The sequence below is a fragment of the Arcicella sp. GW822-FHT02H01 genome (assembly GCF_058802005.1).
Window position 1 is genome coordinate 2,322,102 of the sequence record NZ_JBXANT010000001.1, and the last position, 21,525, is coordinate 2,343,626.

The 21,525-nt window shown below is 34.8% G+C and carries 24 protein-coding genes and 2 tRNA genes; 11 read left to right on the forward strand and 15 right to left on the reverse strand.

All coding sequences use genetic code 11. The features are described 5' to 3' along the window. The first annotated feature begins 70 nt into the window (after positions 1-70). From AC1RNE_RS09940 to rlmN, 6 genes are all read left to right on the forward strand, one after another. On the forward strand, positions 71-1,399 hold the full coding sequence (locus AC1RNE_RS09940) for a 4Fe-4S dicluster domain-containing protein (protein WP_492800832.1): 1,329 nt from the start codon (positions 71-73) through the stop codon (positions 1,397-1,399). A gap of 79 nt (positions 1,400-1,478) precedes the next feature. Next, the gene (locus tag AC1RNE_RS09945; protein WP_492800833.1) at positions 1,479-2,471 is read left to right on the forward strand and encodes an alpha/beta hydrolase; all 993 of its coding nucleotides are present in this window, start codon (positions 1,479-1,481) and stop codon (positions 2,469-2,471) included. A gap of 76 nt (positions 2,472-2,547) precedes the next feature. Then, entirely contained in the window at positions 2,548-3,423 is an 876-nt protein-coding gene (locus tag AC1RNE_RS09950; protein WP_492800834.1) for a sterol desaturase family protein, read from the forward strand. A 13-nt stretch (positions 3,424-3,436) separates the two neighbouring features. Beyond that, positions 3,437-3,868 carry a PBECR3 domain-containing polyvalent protein gene (locus tag AC1RNE_RS09955; protein ID WP_492800835.1) on the forward strand — a complete coding sequence of 144 codons (432 nt, stop codon included), beginning with the start codon at positions 3,437-3,439 and terminating at the stop codon, positions 3,866-3,868. 144 nt (positions 3,869-4,012) lie between these two features. After that, positions 4,013-4,825, forward strand: a complete 813-nt coding sequence (locus AC1RNE_RS09960; RefSeq protein ID WP_492800836.1) for a (Fe-S)-binding protein — start codon at positions 4,013-4,015, stop codon at positions 4,823-4,825. A 250-nt stretch (positions 4,826-5,075) separates the two neighbouring features. After that, complete coding sequence (gene rlmN, locus AC1RNE_RS09965; protein ID WP_492800837.1) at positions 5,076-6,155, forward strand: dual-specificity RNA methyltransferase RlmN; 1,080 nt, start codon at positions 5,076-5,078, stop codon at positions 6,153-6,155. Here rlmN and AC1RNE_RS09970 read toward each other — a convergent pair. From AC1RNE_RS09970 to AC1RNE_RS09990, 5 genes are all read right to left on the reverse strand, one after another. Then, entirely contained in the window at positions 6,145-6,639 is a 495-nt protein-coding gene (locus tag AC1RNE_RS09970; protein WP_492800838.1) for a DUF456 domain-containing protein, read from the reverse strand. The two genes, rlmN and AC1RNE_RS09970, sit on opposite strands and share 11 nt — an antisense overlap. Before the next feature lie 86 nt (positions 6,640-6,725). Beyond that, on the reverse strand, positions 6,726-7,409 hold the full coding sequence (locus AC1RNE_RS09975) for a response regulator transcription factor (protein WP_309915060.1): 684 nt from the start codon (positions 7,407-7,409) through the stop codon (positions 6,726-6,728). 106 nt (positions 7,410-7,515) lie between these two features. Further along, positions 7,516-7,785, reverse strand: coding sequence for a type II toxin-antitoxin system RelE family toxin (locus AC1RNE_RS09980; protein WP_492800839.1), 270 nt, complete (start codon positions 7,783-7,785; stop codon positions 7,516-7,518). Then, the gene (locus AC1RNE_RS09985; RefSeq protein WP_492800840.1) at positions 7,782-7,979 is read right to left on the reverse strand and encodes a hypothetical protein; all 198 of its coding nucleotides are present in this window, start codon (positions 7,977-7,979) and stop codon (positions 7,782-7,784) included. Before AC1RNE_RS09985 ends, AC1RNE_RS09980 begins: the two co-directional genes overlap by 4 nt. 124 nt (positions 7,980-8,103) lie before the next feature. Beyond that, the gene (locus AC1RNE_RS09990) at positions 8,104-9,846 is read right to left on the reverse strand and encodes a sensor histidine kinase (protein ID WP_492800841.1); all 1,743 of its coding nucleotides are present in this window, start codon (positions 9,844-9,846) and stop codon (positions 8,104-8,106) included. Between the two features lie 271 nt (positions 9,847-10,117). Between AC1RNE_RS09990 and AC1RNE_RS09995 the strand changes: the two genes are divergently transcribed. The 5 genes from AC1RNE_RS09995 to AC1RNE_RS10015 all read left to right on the forward strand — a co-directional run bounded on the left by AC1RNE_RS09995 (position 10,118) and on the right by AC1RNE_RS10015 (position 15,548). After that, positions 10,118-10,900, forward strand: coding sequence for a T9SS type A sorting domain-containing protein (locus tag AC1RNE_RS09995; RefSeq protein ID WP_492800842.1), 783 nt, complete (start codon positions 10,118-10,120; stop codon positions 10,898-10,900). Between the two features lie 291 nt (positions 10,901-11,191). Then, positions 11,192-11,264, forward strand: a tRNA-Gly gene (locus tag AC1RNE_RS10000). Positions 11,265-11,331: 67 nt separating this feature from the next. After that, positions 11,332-11,415 (forward strand) — tRNA-Leu (locus tag AC1RNE_RS10005). Positions 11,416-11,671: 256 nt separating this feature from the next. Continuing rightward, entirely contained in the window at positions 11,672-12,889 is a 1,218-nt protein-coding gene (locus tag AC1RNE_RS10010; RefSeq protein ID WP_492800843.1) for a hypothetical protein, read from the forward strand. Positions 12,890-13,133: 244 nt separating this feature from the next. Beyond that, positions 13,134-15,548, forward strand: a complete 2,415-nt coding sequence (locus AC1RNE_RS10015) for a glycoside hydrolase family 2 TIM barrel-domain containing protein (protein WP_492800844.1) — start codon at positions 13,134-13,136, stop codon at positions 15,546-15,548. Positions 15,549-15,697: 149 nt separating this feature from the next. Here AC1RNE_RS10015 and AC1RNE_RS10020 read toward each other — a convergent pair whose 3' ends face one another. From AC1RNE_RS10020 to AC1RNE_RS10065, 10 genes are all read right to left on the reverse strand, one after another. Continuing rightward, entirely contained in the window at positions 15,698-16,219 is a 522-nt protein-coding gene (locus AC1RNE_RS10020; protein ID WP_492800845.1) for a YciE/YciF ferroxidase family protein, read from the reverse strand. 515 nt (positions 16,220-16,734) lie between these two features. Then, positions 16,735-17,337: a DUF4142 domain-containing protein gene (locus AC1RNE_RS10025; RefSeq protein ID WP_492800846.1), complete on the reverse strand. Its 603-nt coding sequence runs from the start codon at positions 17,335-17,337 to the stop codon at positions 16,735-16,737. Between the two features lie 185 nt (positions 17,338-17,522). Then, positions 17,523-17,699, reverse strand: a complete 177-nt coding sequence (locus AC1RNE_RS10030; protein ID WP_492800847.1) for a hypothetical protein — start codon at positions 17,697-17,699, stop codon at positions 17,523-17,525. Positions 17,700-17,796: 97 nt separating this feature from the next. Continuing rightward, entirely contained in the window at positions 17,797-18,180 is a 384-nt protein-coding gene (locus AC1RNE_RS10035; protein WP_492800848.1) for a hypothetical protein, read from the reverse strand. A gap of 68 nt (positions 18,181-18,248) precedes the next feature. Further along, entirely contained in the window at positions 18,249-18,470 is a 222-nt protein-coding gene (locus AC1RNE_RS10040) for a hypothetical protein (RefSeq protein WP_492800849.1), read from the reverse strand. A gap of 5 nt (positions 18,471-18,475) precedes the next feature. Beyond that, a complete protein-coding gene (locus AC1RNE_RS10045) occupies positions 18,476-18,955 on the reverse strand; it encodes a response regulator (RefSeq protein WP_492800850.1) in 480 nt (159 codons plus the stop codon). 495 nt (positions 18,956-19,450) lie between these two features. After that, on the reverse strand, positions 19,451-19,894 hold the full coding sequence (locus AC1RNE_RS10050; RefSeq protein ID WP_492800851.1) for a DUF2383 domain-containing protein: 444 nt from the start codon (positions 19,892-19,894) through the stop codon (positions 19,451-19,453). Positions 19,895-19,987: 93 nt separating this feature from the next. Beyond that, positions 19,988-20,302, reverse strand: coding sequence for a hypothetical protein (locus AC1RNE_RS10055; protein ID WP_492800852.1), 315 nt, complete (start codon positions 20,300-20,302; stop codon positions 19,988-19,990). Positions 20,303-20,400: 98 nt separating this feature from the next. Further along, positions 20,401-20,961 carry a helix-turn-helix domain-containing protein gene (locus AC1RNE_RS10060; protein WP_492800853.1) on the reverse strand — a complete coding sequence of 187 codons (561 nt, stop codon included), beginning with the start codon at positions 20,959-20,961 and terminating at the stop codon, positions 20,401-20,403. A 109-nt stretch (positions 20,962-21,070) separates the two neighbouring features. Further along, the gene (locus AC1RNE_RS10065) at positions 21,071-21,505 is read right to left on the reverse strand and encodes a response regulator (RefSeq protein WP_492800854.1); all 435 of its coding nucleotides are present in this window, start codon (positions 21,503-21,505) and stop codon (positions 21,071-21,073) included. Positions 21,506-21,525: the final 20 nt, after the last annotated feature.

Below are 21,525 nucleotides of genomic sequence, written 5' to 3' on the forward strand. Positions count from 1 at the left end.
AAAATCATCAAAAAGAGGTTCTGATACATTTTAATATTAAGTAAGCTAAGCAGGCTTATTTTTCTGAACTATGCAAATCATTCAACAAATTCTCTTTGTAGCAGCTTTCGGTTTGGCAGCTTATTTTATTTCAAAACGCATACAAACCATTAAAAAGACCATTCAATTGGGCAAAGCTGAAGACCGTTCGGACAATCCTTCTGAACGATTAATGACGATGCTACGCATTGCTTTCGGACAAAAGAAAATGTTTGACCGCCCCCTGGTCGGTATTATGCACTTTGTCATTTATGCTGGTTTCTTATTGATTAATGTGGAAGTGCTAGAAATTGTGTTAGATGGTATTCTAGGTACCCACCGTTTGTTTGCGCCAGTTTTAGGAAGCCTCTATCCTATCTTGATTAATTTCTTTGAAATATTGGCTTTCGGCGTACTGTCGGTTTGTATCATCTTTTTAATCCGTAGAAATATTACTAAAGTAGAACGTCTGCAAGCTACTCGCCACCGTGAACTCAATGGCTTTCCTGTAATCGATGCCAATAATATCCTATTGGCCGAAATTATATTAATGACTGCCCTCCTCAGTATGAATGCTGTCGATAGTATTTTACAAGAACGTGGCAACGAGCATTATCATCAAGTAGGCTCTTTTGTGATTAGCTCTTTCTTGAAGCCAATCTTTACAAACTGGAACGAAACAGCCCTCATTGTTTATGAGCGCATTGCTTGGTGGTTGCATATTCTGGGTATTCTGGGTTTTGCTTTGTATGTTACTTACTCCAAACATTTACATATTTTTCTGGCGTTTCCGAATACCTACTTCTCGAATTTGAAACCTAAAGGTGAAATGGTCAATATGCCAGAAGTGACTAAGGAGGTTCAGATTATGTTAGGCTTAGCACAACCTGATGCTGAGGCTAGTACAGAAATTGCTCGTTTTGGAGCAAAAGACATCAAAGATTTGTCTTGGAAAAACTTGATGGATGCTTATTCATGCACAGAATGTGGTCGCTGTACTTCTGCTTGTCCTGCTAATCTTACAGGCAAGGCTTTGTCTCCTCGTAAAATCATGATGGATACCCGCGACCGTCTGGAGGAAGTAGGTAGAAACCTATCGGTAAATGAGGGAATCTTTGTTGAAGATGGAAAGGCTTTGTACGGAGATTATATTTCTTCAGAGGAATTACGGGCTTGTACTACTTGTAATGCCTGTGTGCAAGAATGTCCTATTAATATTTCGCCTTTAGATATTATCCTGCAATTACGTCGATACCAAATTATGGAGGAGTCTAGTGCACCTGCCTCATGGAATGCTATGTTTTCTAACTTAGAAACTAACCAAGCTCCTTGGAAGTTTTCTCCTTCTGATAGATTCAATTGGGCGAATGAAATAAAATAAGATGTAGGATGAATAAAGAAATCTTTGAAGATAAATATTATTCTGTTGCTAATAAACACGCTAATTTTCTCTAAAAGTCATGAAGGCATTAAAAGTAATTATTACCCTTTTGATATTGCTTACAATCGGCTATTTCCTCGGACCCAAGCCAGATGCTCCAATCATCAAGGTAGCTTACGATTTTAATTTACCTAATTCGCTAACCGATTTAGAAACTAAAATCAATACTGATGAAAAAGCCGTTGTAGGCATTCGTCCTGATTGTCAAGCCAGAATTATTTGGGCTGATACTGCCAAAAAAGTAAAAACTAAACTAGCCATCGTATATGTGCATGGTTTTTCGGCAAGTCAGGAAGAAGGTGACCCTGTTCATACTAATTTGGCAAAAAGATATGGTGCTAATTTATATTTAGCTCGTTTGGCTGGGCATGGTATCGATTTGGGCGATTCTACTATGAAAAATGTCACGGCAGATGATTTTATTCAATCAGCCGAAGAAGCCTTAGCCATTGGCAAAAAACTGGGGGACGAGGTAGTTGTAGTAGGAACGTCTTTTGGTGGAGCTTTGACATTGTATTTGGCTTCGCAACATCCCGAAATCAAATCAATTGTAGTATATTCTCCTTGTATCAAAATTTTTGACGATAATGCTGAGTTACTCGATAATCATTGGGGGCGGGCTATGGCGAAATTAGTCACAGGTTCGGAAATACGAGATTTTCCTCCGCACAACCCTATTCATGGCAGGTATTGGAGTACCCATTATCATATCAATGGTGTAATTGCTTTGCAAAATTTCTTGACGAACATCATGACGCCAGGAACTTTTAAGAAAGTAAAATGCCCAACTTTTATGGGATATTATTACAAAAACGAAGAAGAACAGGACAAAGTGGTCTCTGTACCTGCTATGTTAAAAATGTATGACGAATTGGGCGTTCCGGCCAACGAAAAACAAAAAGTAGTTTTTCCGAATGCGGGCAATCATGTGATTGGCTCTTATGTTTTATCGAAAGACTATCAGACTGTACAGCAAAAAACTGAAGTATTTTTAGATAAGGTTTTGAAGTAAAGGCTTTGAGCAATCAGATTTCGACTGTCAGTCATTTTCAAATTTAGCTCATTTTCAAATTTTCAAATTAATCACAATGGCACCGAATCTTATTTTATATGCTGTTCCGTTTTTTGTATTGACTGTCATTATTGAGGCAATTTTTATTACACGCGAACAAAAAGATTATTTAGAAGCCAAAGATTCATTTACTTCTATGGCTTTGGGAATTGGTAATTTATTGAGCGGACTGATTTCTAAAACGGCTATCGCTTTTATCTTTTTGTATTTATACGACAATTTTCGGGTATTTACTTTAGATGGCTCTGTTTGGTGGATGTGGGTTTTGGCATTTTTTGCTGACGATTTTAGCTACTATTGGTTTCATCGAGAAGCACATCTGATTCGGTACTTTTGGGCTTCACATAAAGTGCATCATTCTTCTGAAAAATATAATCTGGCAACGGCGCTTCGTCAAACTTGGACGGGTAATATTTCGGGTTCATTTGTTTTTTATTTATGGATGCCTATTGTAGGTTTTCATCCGATAGTTATCGTGATTATGCAACAAATCAGTTTGTTGTATCAATATTGGATTCATACCGAAACTATTGGAAAAATGTGGAGACCATTTGAATTTATCTTCAATACTCCTTCGCACCATCGGGTACATCATGGCTCGGATGTGAAATATTTAGATAAAAACTATGCAGGTATTCTAATTATCTGGGATAGAATGTTTGGTACTTTTATAGAAGAAGAGGAACGACCTACTTATGGACTGACGACCAATTTAAAAACTTATAATCCCGTAAAAATTGCCTTTAGCGAATGGGTAGATATTAGTAAAGATGTTTGGAAAGCAGGTTCATTAAAAAATGCTTTTCATTACGTTTTTGCTCCTCCAGGCTGGAGCCATGATGGTTCTAGAAAAACGGCGAAGCAAATGCAGGAAGAGATAAATAATAAATAAACACTTATTAATAATGGATTTAAGCGAAATTCTATCCCTAGCAAAAACAGACACAGAAAACAAAAACAAAGTTTTAATTATAGGTGAAATTACCAGCGAATTATCAAATATTTTAACCCAGCAATCTGGCATTCAATTAACTAATTATCGATTTTCTATTGATGTATATGCGATAAAACATATTATTAAGAATCACGGAATTCCAGAAATTGAAATACCTAAAGGCCAAGTAGCTATTACAGATGCTGATTTTAACCTAATTCCAGAGATTTTACAAAATCCTGATTTAGTTTTCTATGATGGTCAAAATAAATTAGGGAAAGATGTTTTTCAATTTCAGAAAATAATTGGAGATAAATATGTGATAATTAAAGAGGTAAGAACAGGGAAAAAACAATTAGCTTTAAATTCCATGCGTATAATAAAAAAGAACCATCATTTCTGACAGTTCCTTTTAAAAACAACGAGCGAGTGCCTAAAAATTAATTTTATCCCTCCTCCTAACGTCCTAAACGTTTTTGTTCATTACAAAGATAATAAATAAATTATGATTTGTCCAGTGAAATAACGAAGAAAAATCAATAAAGAAATGTTAAAAGAAATAGAATATAAAGTGCCTACAATGGCTGATATGATGAGTACTGGCGAAACCCCTGAAATATTATTTTGGGTAGGTTGTGCAGGTTCTTTTGATGACCGTTATAAAAAAGTCACCATTGCATTTACTAAAATACTTAATCATGTAGGTATAAAATTTGCCGTTCTCGGCACAGAAGAATCTTGCACTGGCGACCCTGCACGTAGAGCTGGCAACGAGTTTCTATTTCAAATGCAAGCCACCATGAATATTCAGGTATTAGACGGATATGGCGTAAAAAAAATCGTAACGGCTTGTCCTCATTGCTTTAATACCTTAAAAAATGAATACCCTGCTTTAGGTGGAAACTATGAAGTAATTCACCATGCTACTTTTTTACAACAACTGATTGATGCAGGCAAAGTAAAGGTACAAGGTGGGGGCGAATTCAATGTCGGAGTGCCGACCAGACGTAAAATTACTTACCATGATTCTTGTTATTTAGGTCGTGCCAATGATATTTATGAAGCTCCGCGGTCGGTATTAGAAGCTTTAGATGCAGATTTGGTGGAAATGAAACGTTGCAAAACCAAAGGTTTATGCTGTGGTGCTGGCGGAGGACAGATGTTTAAAGAGCCCGAAAAAGGCAAAAAGGATATTAATGTAGAACGCATTGAAGACGCTTTAGCTACAGGAGCAACCACAATCGCCGTAGCTTGTCCATTCTGTATGGTAATGATGTCGGACGGTGTAAAAAACAAAGAAAAAGAAGATTCTGTGAAAGTATATGATTTGGCTGAATTGTTATTGGAGGGGATGAAATAAGAAATTATTTTCTGAATTACTGACTTCATTGATGGAATGAATTGAAATCATGCCATCAATAGTTTTAAAGCTACAATATTCAACTTTATAAACATTTGATTATCAATATCATACCAACATCTTGGTTTGATTTAATTTTATCCTTAACTTTGCAAAAATAACCTAAAGAGTAAAGACGCCAATCTTTGCTCTTTTTTTGTCGATATAAAATAATCTTACTTGACATTTGAAAGCTAAGATTGCCAAATACATGGAAACAGTAAAAATCACCAAAAAAGATATACGTAAACTATCGCTCGCTCAAATCAAAGACTTTTTAACTGAGCATGGCGAACAAGGATTCAGGGCTAAACAGATTTATGAGTGGCTTTGGAAAAAATCAGTGCTGACTTTCGAAGAAATGACTAATCTTTCTAAGAAAACGCGTGAACTGTTAGAAAATAACTTTGATATCAGAGCAGTTAAAGTATCTGAAAAACAGGTAAGTTCAGACAGAACTATCAAATCGTCTTTTGAATTATTCGACCATAATTTAGTAGAAGGCGTGTTGATTCCTGCTGACGATAGAATGACGGCCTGTGTGTCGTCACAAGTAGGCTGTTCACTAACCTGTAAATTTTGTGCTACAGGTTATATGGATAGAAAGCGTAACCTTGATCCTGCCGAAATATATGACCAAGTAGTATTGATTCGTGACCAAGCAGAATCGCATTATCAAACTCCCCTTACTAATATTGTGTATATGGGTATGGGCGAGCCTTTGCTGAATTACGCTAATGTATTGTCATCTATCAACTATATTACTTCGCCAGAAGGCCTAGGAATGTCGCCAAAACGCATAACGGTTTCAACGGCGGGTATTGCTAAGATGATTACCAAATTGGGTGATGATGAAGTAAAATTCAATTTGGCTCTTTCACTTCACGCAGCTAATGATGTAAAGCGTAATGAGATTATGCCCATCAACGAATCGAACACACTTGAAGCCTTGAAGGATTCTTTATTGCATTTTTACAAGAAAACAGGCAGTAGAATTACCTTAGAATACATTCTTTTCTATCGCTTTAATGATAGTTTACAAGATGCTAAAGAGCTTTGGGAGTTTGCCAGACAGTTTCCTTGTAAAATCAATATTATTGAATATAATCCCATTGCAGAAGCAAATTATACTAATACCGACCCACAGACATTATCCAAATTTGCTCAGTTTTTAGAAAGTAAAAACATGGTAGTAAACGTGCGTCGCTCAAGAGGAAAAGATATTGATGCTGCCTGTGGACAATTGGCAGGAAAGAAACCGACAGTAGTGAAAGAGGAAGTTACAGCATAATCATAAAGTATTCGACAATAGCGATGATGGCAAATATCAACATTGCTAAGCAAAGAATTACTTTTCCAACCATACCAGCAATAAGCCCTAAAAATGAGCCAACAGCCGCTTTTAGGGCTTTTTCAGGTGTTGCTTTTCCAACAATCTCCCCTAAAAATGCTCCCAAAAAAGCTCCAATAAATAAGCCGAAGCCTGGAATAACGAATAAGCCTACTAATAGGCCAATCATTGAACCCCACGAACCGTACTTAGTCCCACCAAACTTTTTTGTTCCCCAAATAGGTGCATAATAATCGAAAATACTGATGCTGATGGTAACTAACGTAAAGAATGTCAGGGTTTTCTTATCAAAATCCACATACTTGGAATAATGCAACATAAATAAGCCTATCAAGCTGAGGGGTGGCCCTGGCAATGGTAACACTGCACCTGCCAAACCTACTAAAAGGCATATTATTGAACCAATCAAGAGAACTATATCCATTTAGTTTTGAGTGATGAGTTGTGAGCAGTCTACCATATTGGCTCAAAATTGATATACAGTACTTTAAGCCTAACAACTTATTAATTTTATACCATTAATTTAAAGCCTTCTCCATGAAGGTTCAAAATCTGAATTTCAGGTTCTTCTTTCAAGAATTTTCTTAATTTGGTAATATATACATCCATGCTTCGGGCATTGAAGTAGGTATCATCTCCCCAAACCATTTTCAAAGCAAAACTTCTGCTGACAGGCTTTCCCATGTTTTCGCATAACAATTTCAGCAAAGCTGATTCTTTTGCCGTCAATTTCTGAGATTCACCATTTCTTTCTAAGACTTGCTTTTCAGTATCAAAAGCAAAACCTCTGATTGTAAAGTGCGATATTTTTTCATTTTGCAACTCTAATTTCTGACTTCTTCGTAAAACTGCTTGCAGGCGTGCCAGCAATTCTTCCATCGAAAAAGGTTTGGTCATATAATCATCTGCTCCTAGTTTAAAGCCTTGCAAAGTATCTTCCTTCATCGCTTTGGCCGTCAGGAAAATGATAGGCGTATCTTTATCAGACATTCTAACTTCTTTAGCCAACGTAAAACCGTCTTTTTTAGGCATCATTACATCAAAAATACAAAGGTCATAATCCTGCTGTACAAACTTTGTCAGGGCTTCATCACCATCTTTAGCCAGAATGGTTTCATAGCCTTTTATCGTTAAATATTCTTGTAGCAAAGTACCTAAATTGGGGTCGTCTTCAGCGAGGAGAATCTTTGTCATTTCAGTTAAATTGATTTTTATCTTTAATTTGTTGGTGTTTTTACATTGTTATTCATGGCTATATATCTTTCAACAATAGACATTTATAACAATTATCTACATATTTTCAAGGGAAATACTTATAAATTTCCTTGCGGTGAGCTATCAAAATAAAAAGGATACTACCATCACCTTGAAGCTCAAAACCAATTCGATAATCACCTAGTCTAACTCTATAATACGTTTGGAATCCTTGCATTTTTTTGATATTAGGAATTTCAGCAAGAGAATCTGAATTTTCAAAACTTTCAATTAAAGACAATAGACGAGCTTTTATTTTTTTATCTTTGAGCTTTTTGATACTTTTTTCAAATGACTCATCAAATTGCAAAATCATTTGCTTAAATGTTCTAATATAGAGGCTTTTGACACTTTCTTGCCTGTTTTCTCTTGGGTCATCATCAAACCTAACGCTAAATCTTCAGCAATTTCAGGGTTAAGAATCTGTGCTTTATCACCCATTTTTTTTACTAATTCAACCAGTAACTTACTTGTCTGCTTAGACTGTGTTTGTATAAGAAGCGTTTCCATATTTTTAGTTTTGTAAAAAGTAATTTTATTCTTTTATGTATCTCGCACTAACTTGTTGAACATTACCTTATAAATACATTAAACGCTTAATTTTCATCATCAAGTACAAAATATTCTACTATACTTATATAGGCAAAATCACTTCAAATTCACTTCCTTCACCAAACCTACTCACTACATTTATACGTCCGTGATGTTCTTCTACCATCTTTTTCACATAGCTCAAACCTAAGCCAAAACCTTTTACATCATGCAAATTACCAGTAGGAACGCGATAGAATTTTTCAAAGATATTCTTTATCGACTCTTTGCTCATTCCAATACCCTTATCTTTTATAATAATTGATATCCCCTTTTCAGTATTTTGAGTAACGATGGTAATTTCAGGCTTTCCTGGCGAATACTTATTGGCATTATCTAAAAGATTAAAGATAATATTGGTCAAATGTACTTCATCTGCTTCAATTTCTGTCTTTTCGGCATGTAAATCTAAATCAATAGTACCTTCTCTAAGCTCAATTTGTGGGCTAATATTTTCTAATACTTTCTCAATAATTTCATGCACATCAACCGTTTTTAGCTTCAATTGTACGTCTCCTCTTTCCATTTGTGCAGTTTGTAGTACTTTCTCAACTTGCGAGCCTAGCCTTTTGTTTTCATCACGGATAATCCCTAAATATCTTTTAAACATCGATGGACTAGCAGCCACGGCTTCGTCTTGGAGCATCTGAGTAGCCAATGAAATCGTAGAAATTGGCGTTTTAAACTCGTGAGTCATGTTATTGATAAAATCATTTTTAATGTCTGCTAATTGCTTTTGTTTTACAATCGTATTCACAGCTACATAAAAACAACTTAATACTACCAAAATCAACAGCAATGAAGTAGCATACATCACCCAGATGTTGCGGATAATGTAACGGTCTTGATTAGGGAAATATACTCTTAAATAATTTTCAGAATTGGCATAATCGTTCGGGAAGAGATTAACAGTATACGTATCCTTATCATTTTTCAAACCCGTCATTTTGTATTTCATCGAAGAGGCATAATGCAAATAGTTTGGCTCTTCCTGACTGCTGATACCATATTCAAAAGGAATTTCTATTCCCTTCATTTTGATTTCATATTTCAACAGAGAATCCAGAACCATATAATTGATTCTGTCATAAATACTCCTTTTTTTGAACAGAAAGTCATTGAAAACTTCCTTAGCCATTTCGGCTTTGTTCATTACTTTATCTTCTGTTTTTAAAGGCTCAATAATTTTGTCAACATGCTTTTTTACAAGTTTTTTCCTTTTTGCTGCTAGCAAATCAGCCTTCCGCATAGAATCTTGTTTTTGTAAACTATTCTGATGTTGCTGAAGTGCCTCCGAAAAAATCTCGTCTAATTGTTTATGTTCATTCAATCGATTCTGAAAATCTTGAATATCAATATTCATTGAAAATTCCTGATATTCTCTAATCTCCCCATTTGGCAAAATCTCCGTTCCCTTTGATACCAAAATATCTGAAGGAAAAGGCGTACGTGCTACTTTATCCAAACCAATGGTTGATTGATTCGGAGTGTTTTGAGCGAGCACTTTCTGTTTGGGTGCTTCCTGTACCTTTTCTTCTACAGGCTTTGCTATCGCCAGCAGTTGTTTTTGTTTTTCTTCTGCCTCTACTTTCCTTTGGACAAAATAATAAAACTCCTGTTTGCCAAGCTTCCGCACGACCTGTTGCATAGCGTCTCTTACATCACTTCCAAACTGATCATTTTTAGAGCGAACCGTAAAACCCAACCAATACATTTGAAAGGCGATTAAACCTAACAGTGCAAAAGCCATCAAAGCAATAATATATTGTATTTTTCGCTTAGTCATTCTTAATAATTAGCATTAATCATACTCTTTTTAGTTCATCTAAATTAGTTTCAAATAATTTTCGCACAAAAAATATACTCGAAAATTTACTTTGCAACATTTTCATTTTTAGTGTGTCTATTTCAGAGCAACAAAATTAAACTAAATCTTAACCAATTTATTTTGTTTAACATCTTTTAACAAAGTTTAAAGGTTTGATATATAATAGGTTGATTAAGTTTGTTTTATATAAATTTTAAATGTTTTTTTTAATCAAAATCCAACATTCACTATGCAAAAGAACATCAAAATTTTCGGGACAGCCCTCTTATTTGCGGTAAGTATGACAGCAATGGCTCAAAAAAGCACTTCGCAAAATATTGAAGAAAAAGATGGAAAAATCAAAATCCATGTAGAGACTACAGAAAACGGACAAAAACAAGTATTCGACCGTACTTATAATGCAGAAGGTTTGAATGCTGAACAAAAAGAGAATTTAATCAATAACATCACAGATTCATTATTTTCGGCATCGGGTCACGGTAGAAAACAAATTAGAATTAAAATAGACAGAAATGGTGATAGGTTATCACAAGCGCCAAGAGCTTTTGGAAATGGGCAGAAACGCATTGAAATCTACAAAGATGGCAAACGAATTGACAAAGACTTCAATGATAAAGATATCCATGCGTATAACTTCGATTTCAAGAGATTGGATAGTGACAAACTAATAGGTTCATTAAAACCTGCTATGAAGGAATTCAAGTTTAAGTTTGATAACGACTTTAAAGAGTTTGATCCTTTCAACGAATCAAAAACAGTAAAAGCCCTGAAAATATATCCAAACAAGCCTTTTGACAACAAACTGAATCTTAAATTTTACACTCCTGAAAAAGGTGATGTGAATGTAATCGTTACTGATGTCAATGGTAAAGAAGTGGGTACGCAAAAATTTAAAGATTTCCAAGGAGATTTCATGGGACAAGTAGAATTAAAGAAAAATACAAAAGGAACACTCTTTGTAACGGTAACACAAGGTGAAGACGGTACTGCAAAAAGAGTAGTTATCGAATAAAATAATTGATTGGTCAGGTTTGTTTTAAAAGAGTCATTTCCATTTCTGGCAATGACTCTTTTTGTTTATCATAAAATCAGCATGAATTACCTCAATAATAATTTCCATACCAGCTTTATGCCTCCTGACACATTCAGATGCAGAAAAATCTAAAAAAAAGTTTAAGACTTAATCCAAACATAATCAGCGATTTATAAATTTTTCAAATTTTTTTTGCTATTTTTTTCACAAAAAGCTTGCACAGGTGATTTATAAGGCATAATTTTGCACCACAATTCAACGGAATTATAAGCGAAAGTAGCTCAGCTGGTAGAGCGCAACCTTGCCAAGGTTGAGGTCGCGAGTTCGAACCTCGTCTTTCGCTCAGCTTATCGAAGCACCGTAAGGTGCTTTTTAAGTTTAAGAAGTTAGGGTAATTACTTTAATTTCATGCCAGGGTGGTGGAACTGGTAGACACGCAGGACTTAAAATCCTGTGAACGCAAGTTCGTACGGGTTCGATTCCCGTCCCCGGTACAGTACAAAAAAGGGTTTTTACATCTTATTGTAAAAACCCTTTTTTATTTGGCACTATATCTTTCCGCATAATTTAAGGTAAAACTGCCAATAAGATGTCTTCATTTGAAAACCTAAAGAAGAAAAATCGTCATACCTAACATTCACTTTTCTCATTTTAAAGTAATCATATTTTTCTTAAAATCTGCTAGCCCTGTTACGGTTTTACTAAAATCAGTATCCTTGTACAGATATGAAAACTACATTTGAAAATATTGTGGCAAGCTGCCAAATTCGTTTTGACCATGGAGACCCTGAGACATGGAAGCACAGGGATTTTGTGGAGCTTAGCCATGAGATTCTTCAAGACACGAATGTTTCTATTAGTACCAATACCCTTAAACGGATTTTTGGGAAAATTTCAGTTTATCAGCATTACATTCCCCAACAGGCCACCATTCAGGCGCTAGAAAAATACGGTCAAAATCTTTCATCAGCTAATGCGCTCGACGATATTAAACAACCAATAGAACCGTTAATCTTACCCGCACCTAAACGCATTGGCATTTATAAATTTGTTCTACCGATTGCTATAATCGCTTTTGTGGGACTAATGGTTGTGGTTTTCAGTTTTTTCTATACAGACAGTGATTCTACATCTGACTTACGATTTGTGAGTATGGAAGGATTATTGCCAGCAACGGCCTTTTTCGAATATCAGGCTCCTAAAAGCAAAGACAGTCTTTTTCTGAATTTTGGTGATAAAACACAATGGGTGTATGTGGAACCTGGGAAAGCCAGCCTCGCTCATGCCTATCTGTTCCCAGGTGTATTTTCCGTAACCTTACAAAGTAGAAAACATACCTTGAAGTCAATCAATGTGTATGTCCGTTCTAACAAATGGGTTGGTCTTGGATACCGTCAGGGAGATGAGTTACCAAAACATTACTATGAATTTTTGGCTACTAAAACTGGGAAAGACAGCCTCTTCCATATTTCAAACGAACAGCTAAAATCAAAAGGCATCGATACGTCTGGACTGGTTTATACTAGGCTTTGTAATTTTATGTCTGTGGATTATACTGGCGAAAATTTTGTTTTTGAAACCACCTTTAAAAACATGGTGGATAAAAATGGAATGTATTGTAAAAGCACTCAGTTTCAAGTTTCTGGCATCAAAAATCGTATTCGTTTTAGATTAGCCACCCCAGGTTGCAGTAATAGAATAACCAATATAATTAGTGAGCAAAGCTATGTTGGGACTAAAGTCAATCTTTCTAAGTTTACATTAGATTTAAGCCATTGGACTACCGTTAAAATGATAAATCATCATAAAAAAGTATTGCTTTATGTTAACAACAAGCTCCTATATACAGGAACATACCAAGAATCGATAGGCGCCATTAAGGGTCTTTTTCTTGAATTCGAAGGAACTGCTTTCGTAAAAACCTGTCAGCTAACATCTGAAGATGGCAAAATCCTCTACCATTTCTAATTACCATCCTCAAAGAACTTCAAAGTAAAACTGACAAATACCTGTAAACCAACAACTTATTTTATCCATATTATGGACATAACTTGGATAAAATTTGGTCAAGATATCCCACTCCTTATCACCTTTCTTGTACGTAATTTTCGGAAATCAAACTAGTCTAGTATTTGTCTTCTATTTGCAAATGATTCTATTCTCTTTCTTTTGCACCATGAGACACTATAGAGGAACTAAATGTAAATTACTAATGAAAAATAAGAAAATTTTATTAACCATCGTTACCCTTTTTTATACAACATTCCTTTTTGCTCAAAGCAAGCATGAGCACGTTAGAATAAACCAACTTTTTAATTTTGGTTGGAAATTTAAAGCGGGTGAAATCTCGAATGCTCAAAATCTCACTTACGATGATAGTGATTGGCGTGAGCTAGATTTGCCACACGATTTTCAGATTGAGCAACCTTGGGATAAATCAGCCAGTCGTGGTCGTGGATTTAAAGCAATGGGGATAGGTTGGTATCGAAAAACATTTAAGGCAGACTCTAGCTGGATTGGGAAACAGGTATTGCTTGATTTTGAAGGAATGATGTTATCAGGGGAAGTGTGGGTGAATGGAAAGAAGATTGGAAAAACAGACTACGGTTATCTTGGTTTTGAATCAGATATTGCAGGAATCATTCGATACGACGCTGTAAATGTGGTTGCCGTTCGTACTTCTACGGGCGAAAACAGCAATTCCCGTTGGTACACTGGTGGTGGACTTTTCAGAGATGTACATCTGGTAGTAAAAGACACCATCTCTATTGCTCGTCATGGTATTTTTATCACAACTCCACACATTTCTAATCAGCATGCCGAAGTAAGTGTACAAGTGGAAGTAGCAGGAATTAAAAATAAACAATATCAACTGGAGATTAAGACAACGATATTTTCTCCAGAAGGAAAACAAATAGCTGAAACAAAAACGTGGGCTCCGAAGAAATCAAATATCGCTACCGTAGAAGTTCCCCTACCAAGGATAAATATCACGAATCCGCAACTTTGGTCGTGTGAAACGCCCAATCTTTATACAGCTGAAGCTGTATTAGTTTTAAATGGAAAAGTGATTGATAAACTCACTAAAAAGTTTGGAATCCGTACGATTGAGTTCTCTAAAGAATATGGATTAAAATTAAATGGCAAAAAGGTCTTTCTTAAAGGCGTTGCCAATCATCATGACTTGGGTGCTGTAGGTGCGGCTGCTTATGAAACCTCGATTGCCAGAATGATGGACAAATTAAAAGCCTTTGGTTTTAATCATATCCGTACTTCACATAACCCTTATTCAGAAGCATTTTTTAACCTTGCCGATGAAAAAGGAATACTAGTTGTCGATGAATTATACGACAAATGGGGAAGTACAGTTGCTTGGGCAGGCAATGCACCATGGAATGATGTATGGTTCAACAATGTAAAGGAATGGATTAAACGAGATAGAAATCATCCTTCGGTTATTATGTGGAGCTTTGGAAATGAGTTACAGTTTCAAGAAGAACGATGGGGATTTGCAACAGGTGATTGGGGCGTTACTACCTACCGACTGATGGATGTAGTAGCAAAACGTTATGACCCTACTCGTAAAACAACAGTTGCTATGTATCCCGCTCGTGCTGGAGGAATTATTAAGGCTAACCCAGATTTCAAAATCAAAGAAAACATCGTTCCGCCTGAATTAGCCACTGTAACTGATGTGGCCAGTTTCAACTATGTATGGGATGATTATCAAGAGTATTTGAAGCACGCTCCCAATATGATTATTTATCAAAGTGAGGCTGTTACGAATGAATTGGCTGCTCCTTACTTCGGTATGGATAGAGATAAAATGGTGGGATTAGCCTATTGGGGAGCTATTGAATATTGGGGGGAGTCTGACGGTTGGCCGAAGAAGGGTTGGAACTACTCCTTTTTCAATCATGCCATGGAGCCTTTTCCACAAGCATGGCTAACCAAAAGTGTTTTCAAGGAAGAACCTTTAGTGCATATCGGTATCGTAGATAATGAAGGAGATACAAAAATGTGGAACGATGTATTAGTAGGACAAAAAGTTATTTCGTCACATTGGAATCGACAGGAAGGCAAAAAGTATAATCTCTATACTTATACCAATGCTGATGAGGTGGAATTATTGGTGAATGGTAAATCGTTAGGAGTGCAACAAAATTCTACCGACGTAAAAAAACGCAATACTATTTATTGGAAAGACATTCCATTTACGGCTGGTAAGATTACGGCAATAGCCCGAAAAGGAGGCAACATTGTAGCTCAAGATGAACTGGAAACAACTGGAAATGCAGTAGCACTAAAGATAGAAACTGAAAATACCGACTGGAAAGCAGATGGTATGGCTCTTCAATATGTAAAGGTATATGCTGTTGATAGTAAAGGACATAAAGTGCCAACGGCAAAGGGAGAAATCACTTTTGATATCAGTGGACCAGCAACTATAATTGCAGTAGATAACGGCAACCATGTAAGCAATGATTTGTTTGTAGGAAATAAAAAAGCACTTCACAACGGTTTTGCCATGGCTATTTTGCGTGCAGGTCAAATAGCAGGAACTGTAAAATTGAAAATTTCAGCGGTGGGATTTAAACAAGCAGAACAAAACTTACTCTTAAAATAGTTTAGATAATTTATAAAACTCCCTTTGAGGATTGGTAGTATGGAAACCAATCCTTCAAAGAGAACCTTCTCACTCGTTTATATTCGGGTGAGATTAAACATAGTGTGTAGTGAATGTTTATTTTAAAATGCATTTATCCAATCGGCTAGCTAAACTTCTTCAGCAGCCTCAATATTGATTGAACTTTCTGCAATGGCCGATAATAAGCTATCAGCATCTTTTTCTTCTTCCAACGTCTGATGTAATAACTTAGCTGCCTTTTTTTCACCTAATGTATTGGCGAAAGAAAACAATGTACCATAAGTAGCAATTTCGTAGTGTTCTACTTTCTGGCTTGCCGCAATAATACCTGCATCACGTACTACGCCTTCTTGCGTGCTTTCCATGATTTCCTCTGCTTCCTTAATTAGCCCTTCTATGGCTTCGCATTTCTTGGTTTGTGGTTTCAAGCCTAGTGCCTCAAATACTTTTTCCGCACGAATCACTTGACCTTCAGTAACCTTGAGATGATCTTGGAGAGCATCTATCAATTCCTGAGAAGTAGCTTTTTTAGCCATTTTTGGCAAAGCTTTTGTCAATGCTTTTTCAGCATAATAAATGTCTTTTAGGCTGTCTTCAAATAATTCACGTAGGCCAGTAGCCACGTCTGAGTTTTTTGGAGTGTTTTTCATTTTCTTAGAATTAAGTTTGAATAATTTGAATGTTAATTTTATGATTTAAGCGGAATATAATGTAACAGATGGTGAAAAAAGCATTCCACTCAAATATGTAGTAGACTGAGAACTAAGTGCCACAAAAGATAGAATAATCCTTTAGAGTGTGGTATAAGTACCTCTTTCATTGCATTTATACACAAGCTTCTTGATAAATATTTTTGAGGAGATGGACTTTAAGTGATGGCTTATTTACAAGCTACCAAGCAGTAAAAGATGTCCTTTTCGTACTTAGTGATTCGCCATGTATTCACTACTTTCAGATTATCTAATAATCTAACTAACGGTATACACTCTTTCCTTGAAGAAACCTTTTTTGGGTAAATTCTGGCACAACCAAGTTTTGTTAGGTCGCCTGTTTGTAATCTAAATGTTGGTATTGAGTGAGATTTGAACGAGATATTATCTGAGAGAATAAGAGCGGATTTGGAGACATAGGAATCTCCTTTTTTGAAGCGAAATAAATAATACTTTTACTTTGACGAACTTCCAGCATTTCTCTTACAAGTAATAGCTTGATTGAGATTACTGCGTAATGTCGGCAACATGATGGTTGCCAGTTGAATCATATCTAAATCGTTAGATTCTACTAAAACTTTTTCAAAGGAAGCTATCGCATCTTTGTTGCTCATAACCATGCTATTACAAAACGCAAAGTCAAAATCTCTTTGCGACTGTTTATTTAATTTGCTGTAAGTATCAATAGCATGGTTCGATAAGACTGTTGGAATCCTGATTGATTTTTTCTTGGCAATGGCTATTATATTTTTTAATGATTTATAATGCAACACTTCCATCTTTTTACCCAATACTCTTACTTCATATTGCTGACTAGTATGTTGTGCCAACTGTCCTAGTTTTATTTCTTCTAAATCAATTTCTGCAACATTTACCAAAAACTGTTTATCATTTTCTAATGCTATATCTTCAAGTGTAGTTTCTTTGATTTGATAAATATTTGATAAACTTTCATCAGGTTTTGGATAACGATGATTACAAGATATAAAGCCAAACATAATAAGGCATACTACTACGCTTGACCACAAAGTATTGTTTAAGTAAATGGTTGTTTTCATATTATTTTACTGATTGAAATAAATTCTACCTATTGATGTAGTACTTGCTAATGATAAAAAACTATAAATAAATAATTACATAACTGTTATAATAAGTTGCCACTCTTTGCTGGACATCACTGGCTTTTTCGAGGGTCAATCTTGCCATCAAATAAATCTCTTCTAGTCACCCTCTCGTACAAGGATTATAGATAAATCTGATACAGGTGGTTATTACCTAAAAACCAATTAAAGGCTATCTTCATTTTATGCAAGTATTCGTCCTCTCTGAAAACTTCATAGAATGTATTAAGTGCCAATATAGTATATGATGGGTTGTTCCATGTATTACGATAATACAAGCCTTTTATAATGAATGCCATTACACGGTACCAGTAGAGAATATTTTTTGAACATTCTGTAATGCTCTTTGCAGGGTTGCTTCAGCATTATCGGCATATCGTTTTTAATTATTTACCATCAAAGCCTAGTAAAATAATTTCTGACATAAGCTACCTGTTGTTTATCCGTCATTTTATCACTTGTCCTAACTTCAATCTTAATGTTTTTATAATGTTGGTCTTCATTCAAAATATTAAATAGTTGGGCTTTTGCATTTGTTGGGCCAAATAGTAATACTTCGTCATACCCTATTATTTCCGTAGCTATTTTTTTATAAAAATCCATTTCAAGGTGTTGCTCCTTGTTATGCATAACATTTTCACTTTTGCTCAAGCTTTGCTCTTTTTCTTCATGTGTAAAATCAGATGTTATTGTTTTACTTTCTATGAAAATACTACTATATTCCATTAAATTGGCTGTTGAGTGATCCATCCAGATACCCAATTTCTTCTTTGTAGTCATTATTCTTGATGTTGTTTTTGTATATAAGATTGTTTGAATAGTATAGGTTTAGAGGTTAGAGAACCATATTATGCTGTATCTCCGCGATTATGATTAGTATTGTGTTTTTTTAATAATGCCAATAAAGAATCATAATAATCTTGTAAGTTTTTCTGATTTACCGCTGGGTTAACAGCATCTGGAGCGCTAATTGGCATTTCGTCAATATATTTAGATAATTCAGGAAATTTCTCTTCAATAAGCATTGTTATTTTCAGAATATCGTCATTAAGGTCACTTTCCGTCTTCATAAAGTTTAATTATTAACAATAAAAAACGTTTGTGTTGGAACATTTTGTTCAAAAATCAATTTATTAACTGAGCCTTTAAAATCTAGTGATGGATTGGGTTTAAGTGCTTTCTGTATCGCCTGTCTGATTTTCTGGCAAAGTATTTTTTGATTAGAAGGTTTATTGATAAATGTTTTGCCCCCAAGCTGAAGTATCTCTTTAATCCTATCCATATCATTAGTAAGAAAAACCACTGGAATATTTTTCATTCGGGGGTTCTTTAATATTTTAATAAAACATTCAATACCTCCCATAATAGGCATATTGATGTCTGTAAAAATTAAGTCTGGAAGTATTTCTGCCTTTTCTAATTGTTCTAAAGCTTCTTTCCCATTATTTGCAAGTCCAAACAGACGAACTTCGTGTATTTCACTCAAGGCTTCTATAAAAAACCTTTGGTCATCTTTATCATCTTCAATTAATAATATATTTTTTGTGGTTTTCATTTTTTTGGGCTATCAAATAGTCTTTGTAGCCACTTTTAATAATGGTTAAAATCATTTTAAATTGGACATTCGCATTAAAACAGTAGGTTGAATGGGCTGGAATAATAATTTCTTCGCCTAATTTTAGCTTAAACTTTTTTCATTGATTATTAACTTGGCAGAACCATCAATAATTTGAATGTATATATCGTAAGGAAGTTTTTTTTTGATAATTTTTCTCTAGCATCTAAAGAAAATATAGTGATATTCCCTGTAGTGCTTTTGATTTTTCTAATTCAGAATTTCCCATACTTATATTCGATTTAATGCTGATTGAACTATCTTATTACAAAGGTTGGGAATTTGACATTAGAATGTGTTACACAACTTTAGAAATATGTTGCATTATTCACAGGTTGGGGGAGTAATGGTGGCTTTTCAATTTAATTTTCAATAGCATCTATATTGACGATAACCTATATACGTAGCTAGTTGAATTTACCTACTTATTATACCTCAATACTTATCTGATTTGTTGTTTAACGCTATTATTCTGGCATAATCAACTCTAAGTAACCTTTGTTGAGCATTAATCATAATGCGCTGATAGGTAGAGATATTTGCTAGATTATCCTTCAAGGCTTTTCTATAAGTATTAATGATTTCTTCCTCGCTATGTAAACAGACATTTAGGATGGCTTTTCGGTAATTCCCTGAAAGCATTGTTTTTAATTTACTTAAAAAATCAAAAAATTTATTTGTTGACGTTCTTTCCTTAGTTGGTTCATCTCCCATATCATACATTTCGTCAATAAGCTCTTTTTTAAAATACTTACTCGTTGGTTTAACCTTCAAACCTGTTTCATCTATTCCATAGCTTTCTAAGCTTTCATTATCGAGTTCAATCAGAGAGTTTAGTCGTTCTATTGATTTTTCTTTATTTATTGTATTGATAGACATAAGTTATTGTATTAAATATTGACTTGTGAGTTAATACATGATTAATCTGATAGGTTATGTACAGACTCACAAGCCAACATATATTATTCTGAACTACAGTAAAAGAATCAATAATAATACGATGATAATAATGGCTCCTACAGAAAGATATACGCCACCGCCTACTTCTTTTAATGATTTTTTAATTGAACGGACTTCTTTTCTCAAAGCTTTCTTTTCTACCGAACTCATATTCGATTTATCCATAGCCTTGATTTCTTCTAATCTATTCATTAGCGTACTTGCTGTTGCTGATGCCACTTTTTCAGTTGTTGCTTTCTCAGGTTCATTCCCTTCAGCTTTCAATGTAATAGGCATCACTAGAACCAATACAATCGTGATTAAAAGATACGATTTAATTTTTTTCATTTTTTTAGTATTTATAGCTTGATTTTTAGTATTCAGTATAAAGATGGGGTATAAAAAGCTAGAAACTGTTACATGATTTTGGATAATAGTTACATGATTCACAGGTTTTCAAGAGTACTTCTTTTTTTGAGTTTAAGGGCTTTAAAAAATGATGGGGTTAAACCAGTTATCTTTTTGAATTGATTAGAAAGATGAGCCACGCTACTATAATGTAGTTTAGCCGCAATTTGCGTAAGGTTTAACTCATCATAAATGATTAGCTCTTTTACCCGTTCAATTTTGTGCAGAAGAATATACTGTTCAACAGTAGTGCCTTCTGTTTCCGAAAAAAGATTGGATAAATAAGTATAATCGTATTTAAGTTTTTCGCTTAAATAAACTGAGAAGTTGATTTTAGGCATTTCATCTGTATAATGAACCATCTCAACGACTACATTCTTTATCTTTTCGATTAACATAGCTTTTTTATCATCCATTAGTTCTAGTCCTGATTTTGCAAGGGCGATTTTAATTTGGTTGTGCTGCTGTTGAGTGATATTTTCCATGATTTCCACTTCACCTAAATTTACATTTACATAATGCAATCCAAGTGCTTTCAACTCTGCTTTCACCACCATTTTACAACGATGGCTGACCATATATTTTATAAATAATTTCATACCTTACCTATCAAGTTTGTTTACGAAGCACAGACAACGCAAAAGGGTGGGAAGAGCTAGCAAGTTAAGGCTTTACAAAAGCGCTGTTTAATTTTGTCATTCGTCGATGTTACATTCTCTCCATATACCAATTTAACTCTTTTTCCATTTTATGATACTTGAAAATAGTTGAAATAATTTGCTGTAACCGCAAAAAGGCTGTTTCGCTCTTTACCACATAATCATAAGAATGGTGGTGCATACAATTTATGGCTACATCTATTCTATCTTGTTGAGACAACATCACTACAGAGATTTTAGCATCAAAAGCTTTTATTTCATCCAATACTTGTATTCCGTTCATTGCGTATTTATCAATCCCATCAAGCAAATAATCTAATATAATGATATCGGGTTCATGCGATAAGTTTTCTATACAAAGCTCACCTGTAACGTATGTTTCAACGATAAAGTTATCTAATTGAAGGAATTCTATTTCTAGCGATTTCAAAAACACCACATCATCATCTACTAGAAAAATTTTAATTTTATTTTCGTTTCTCATTATTTATTAGCTGAATGTAT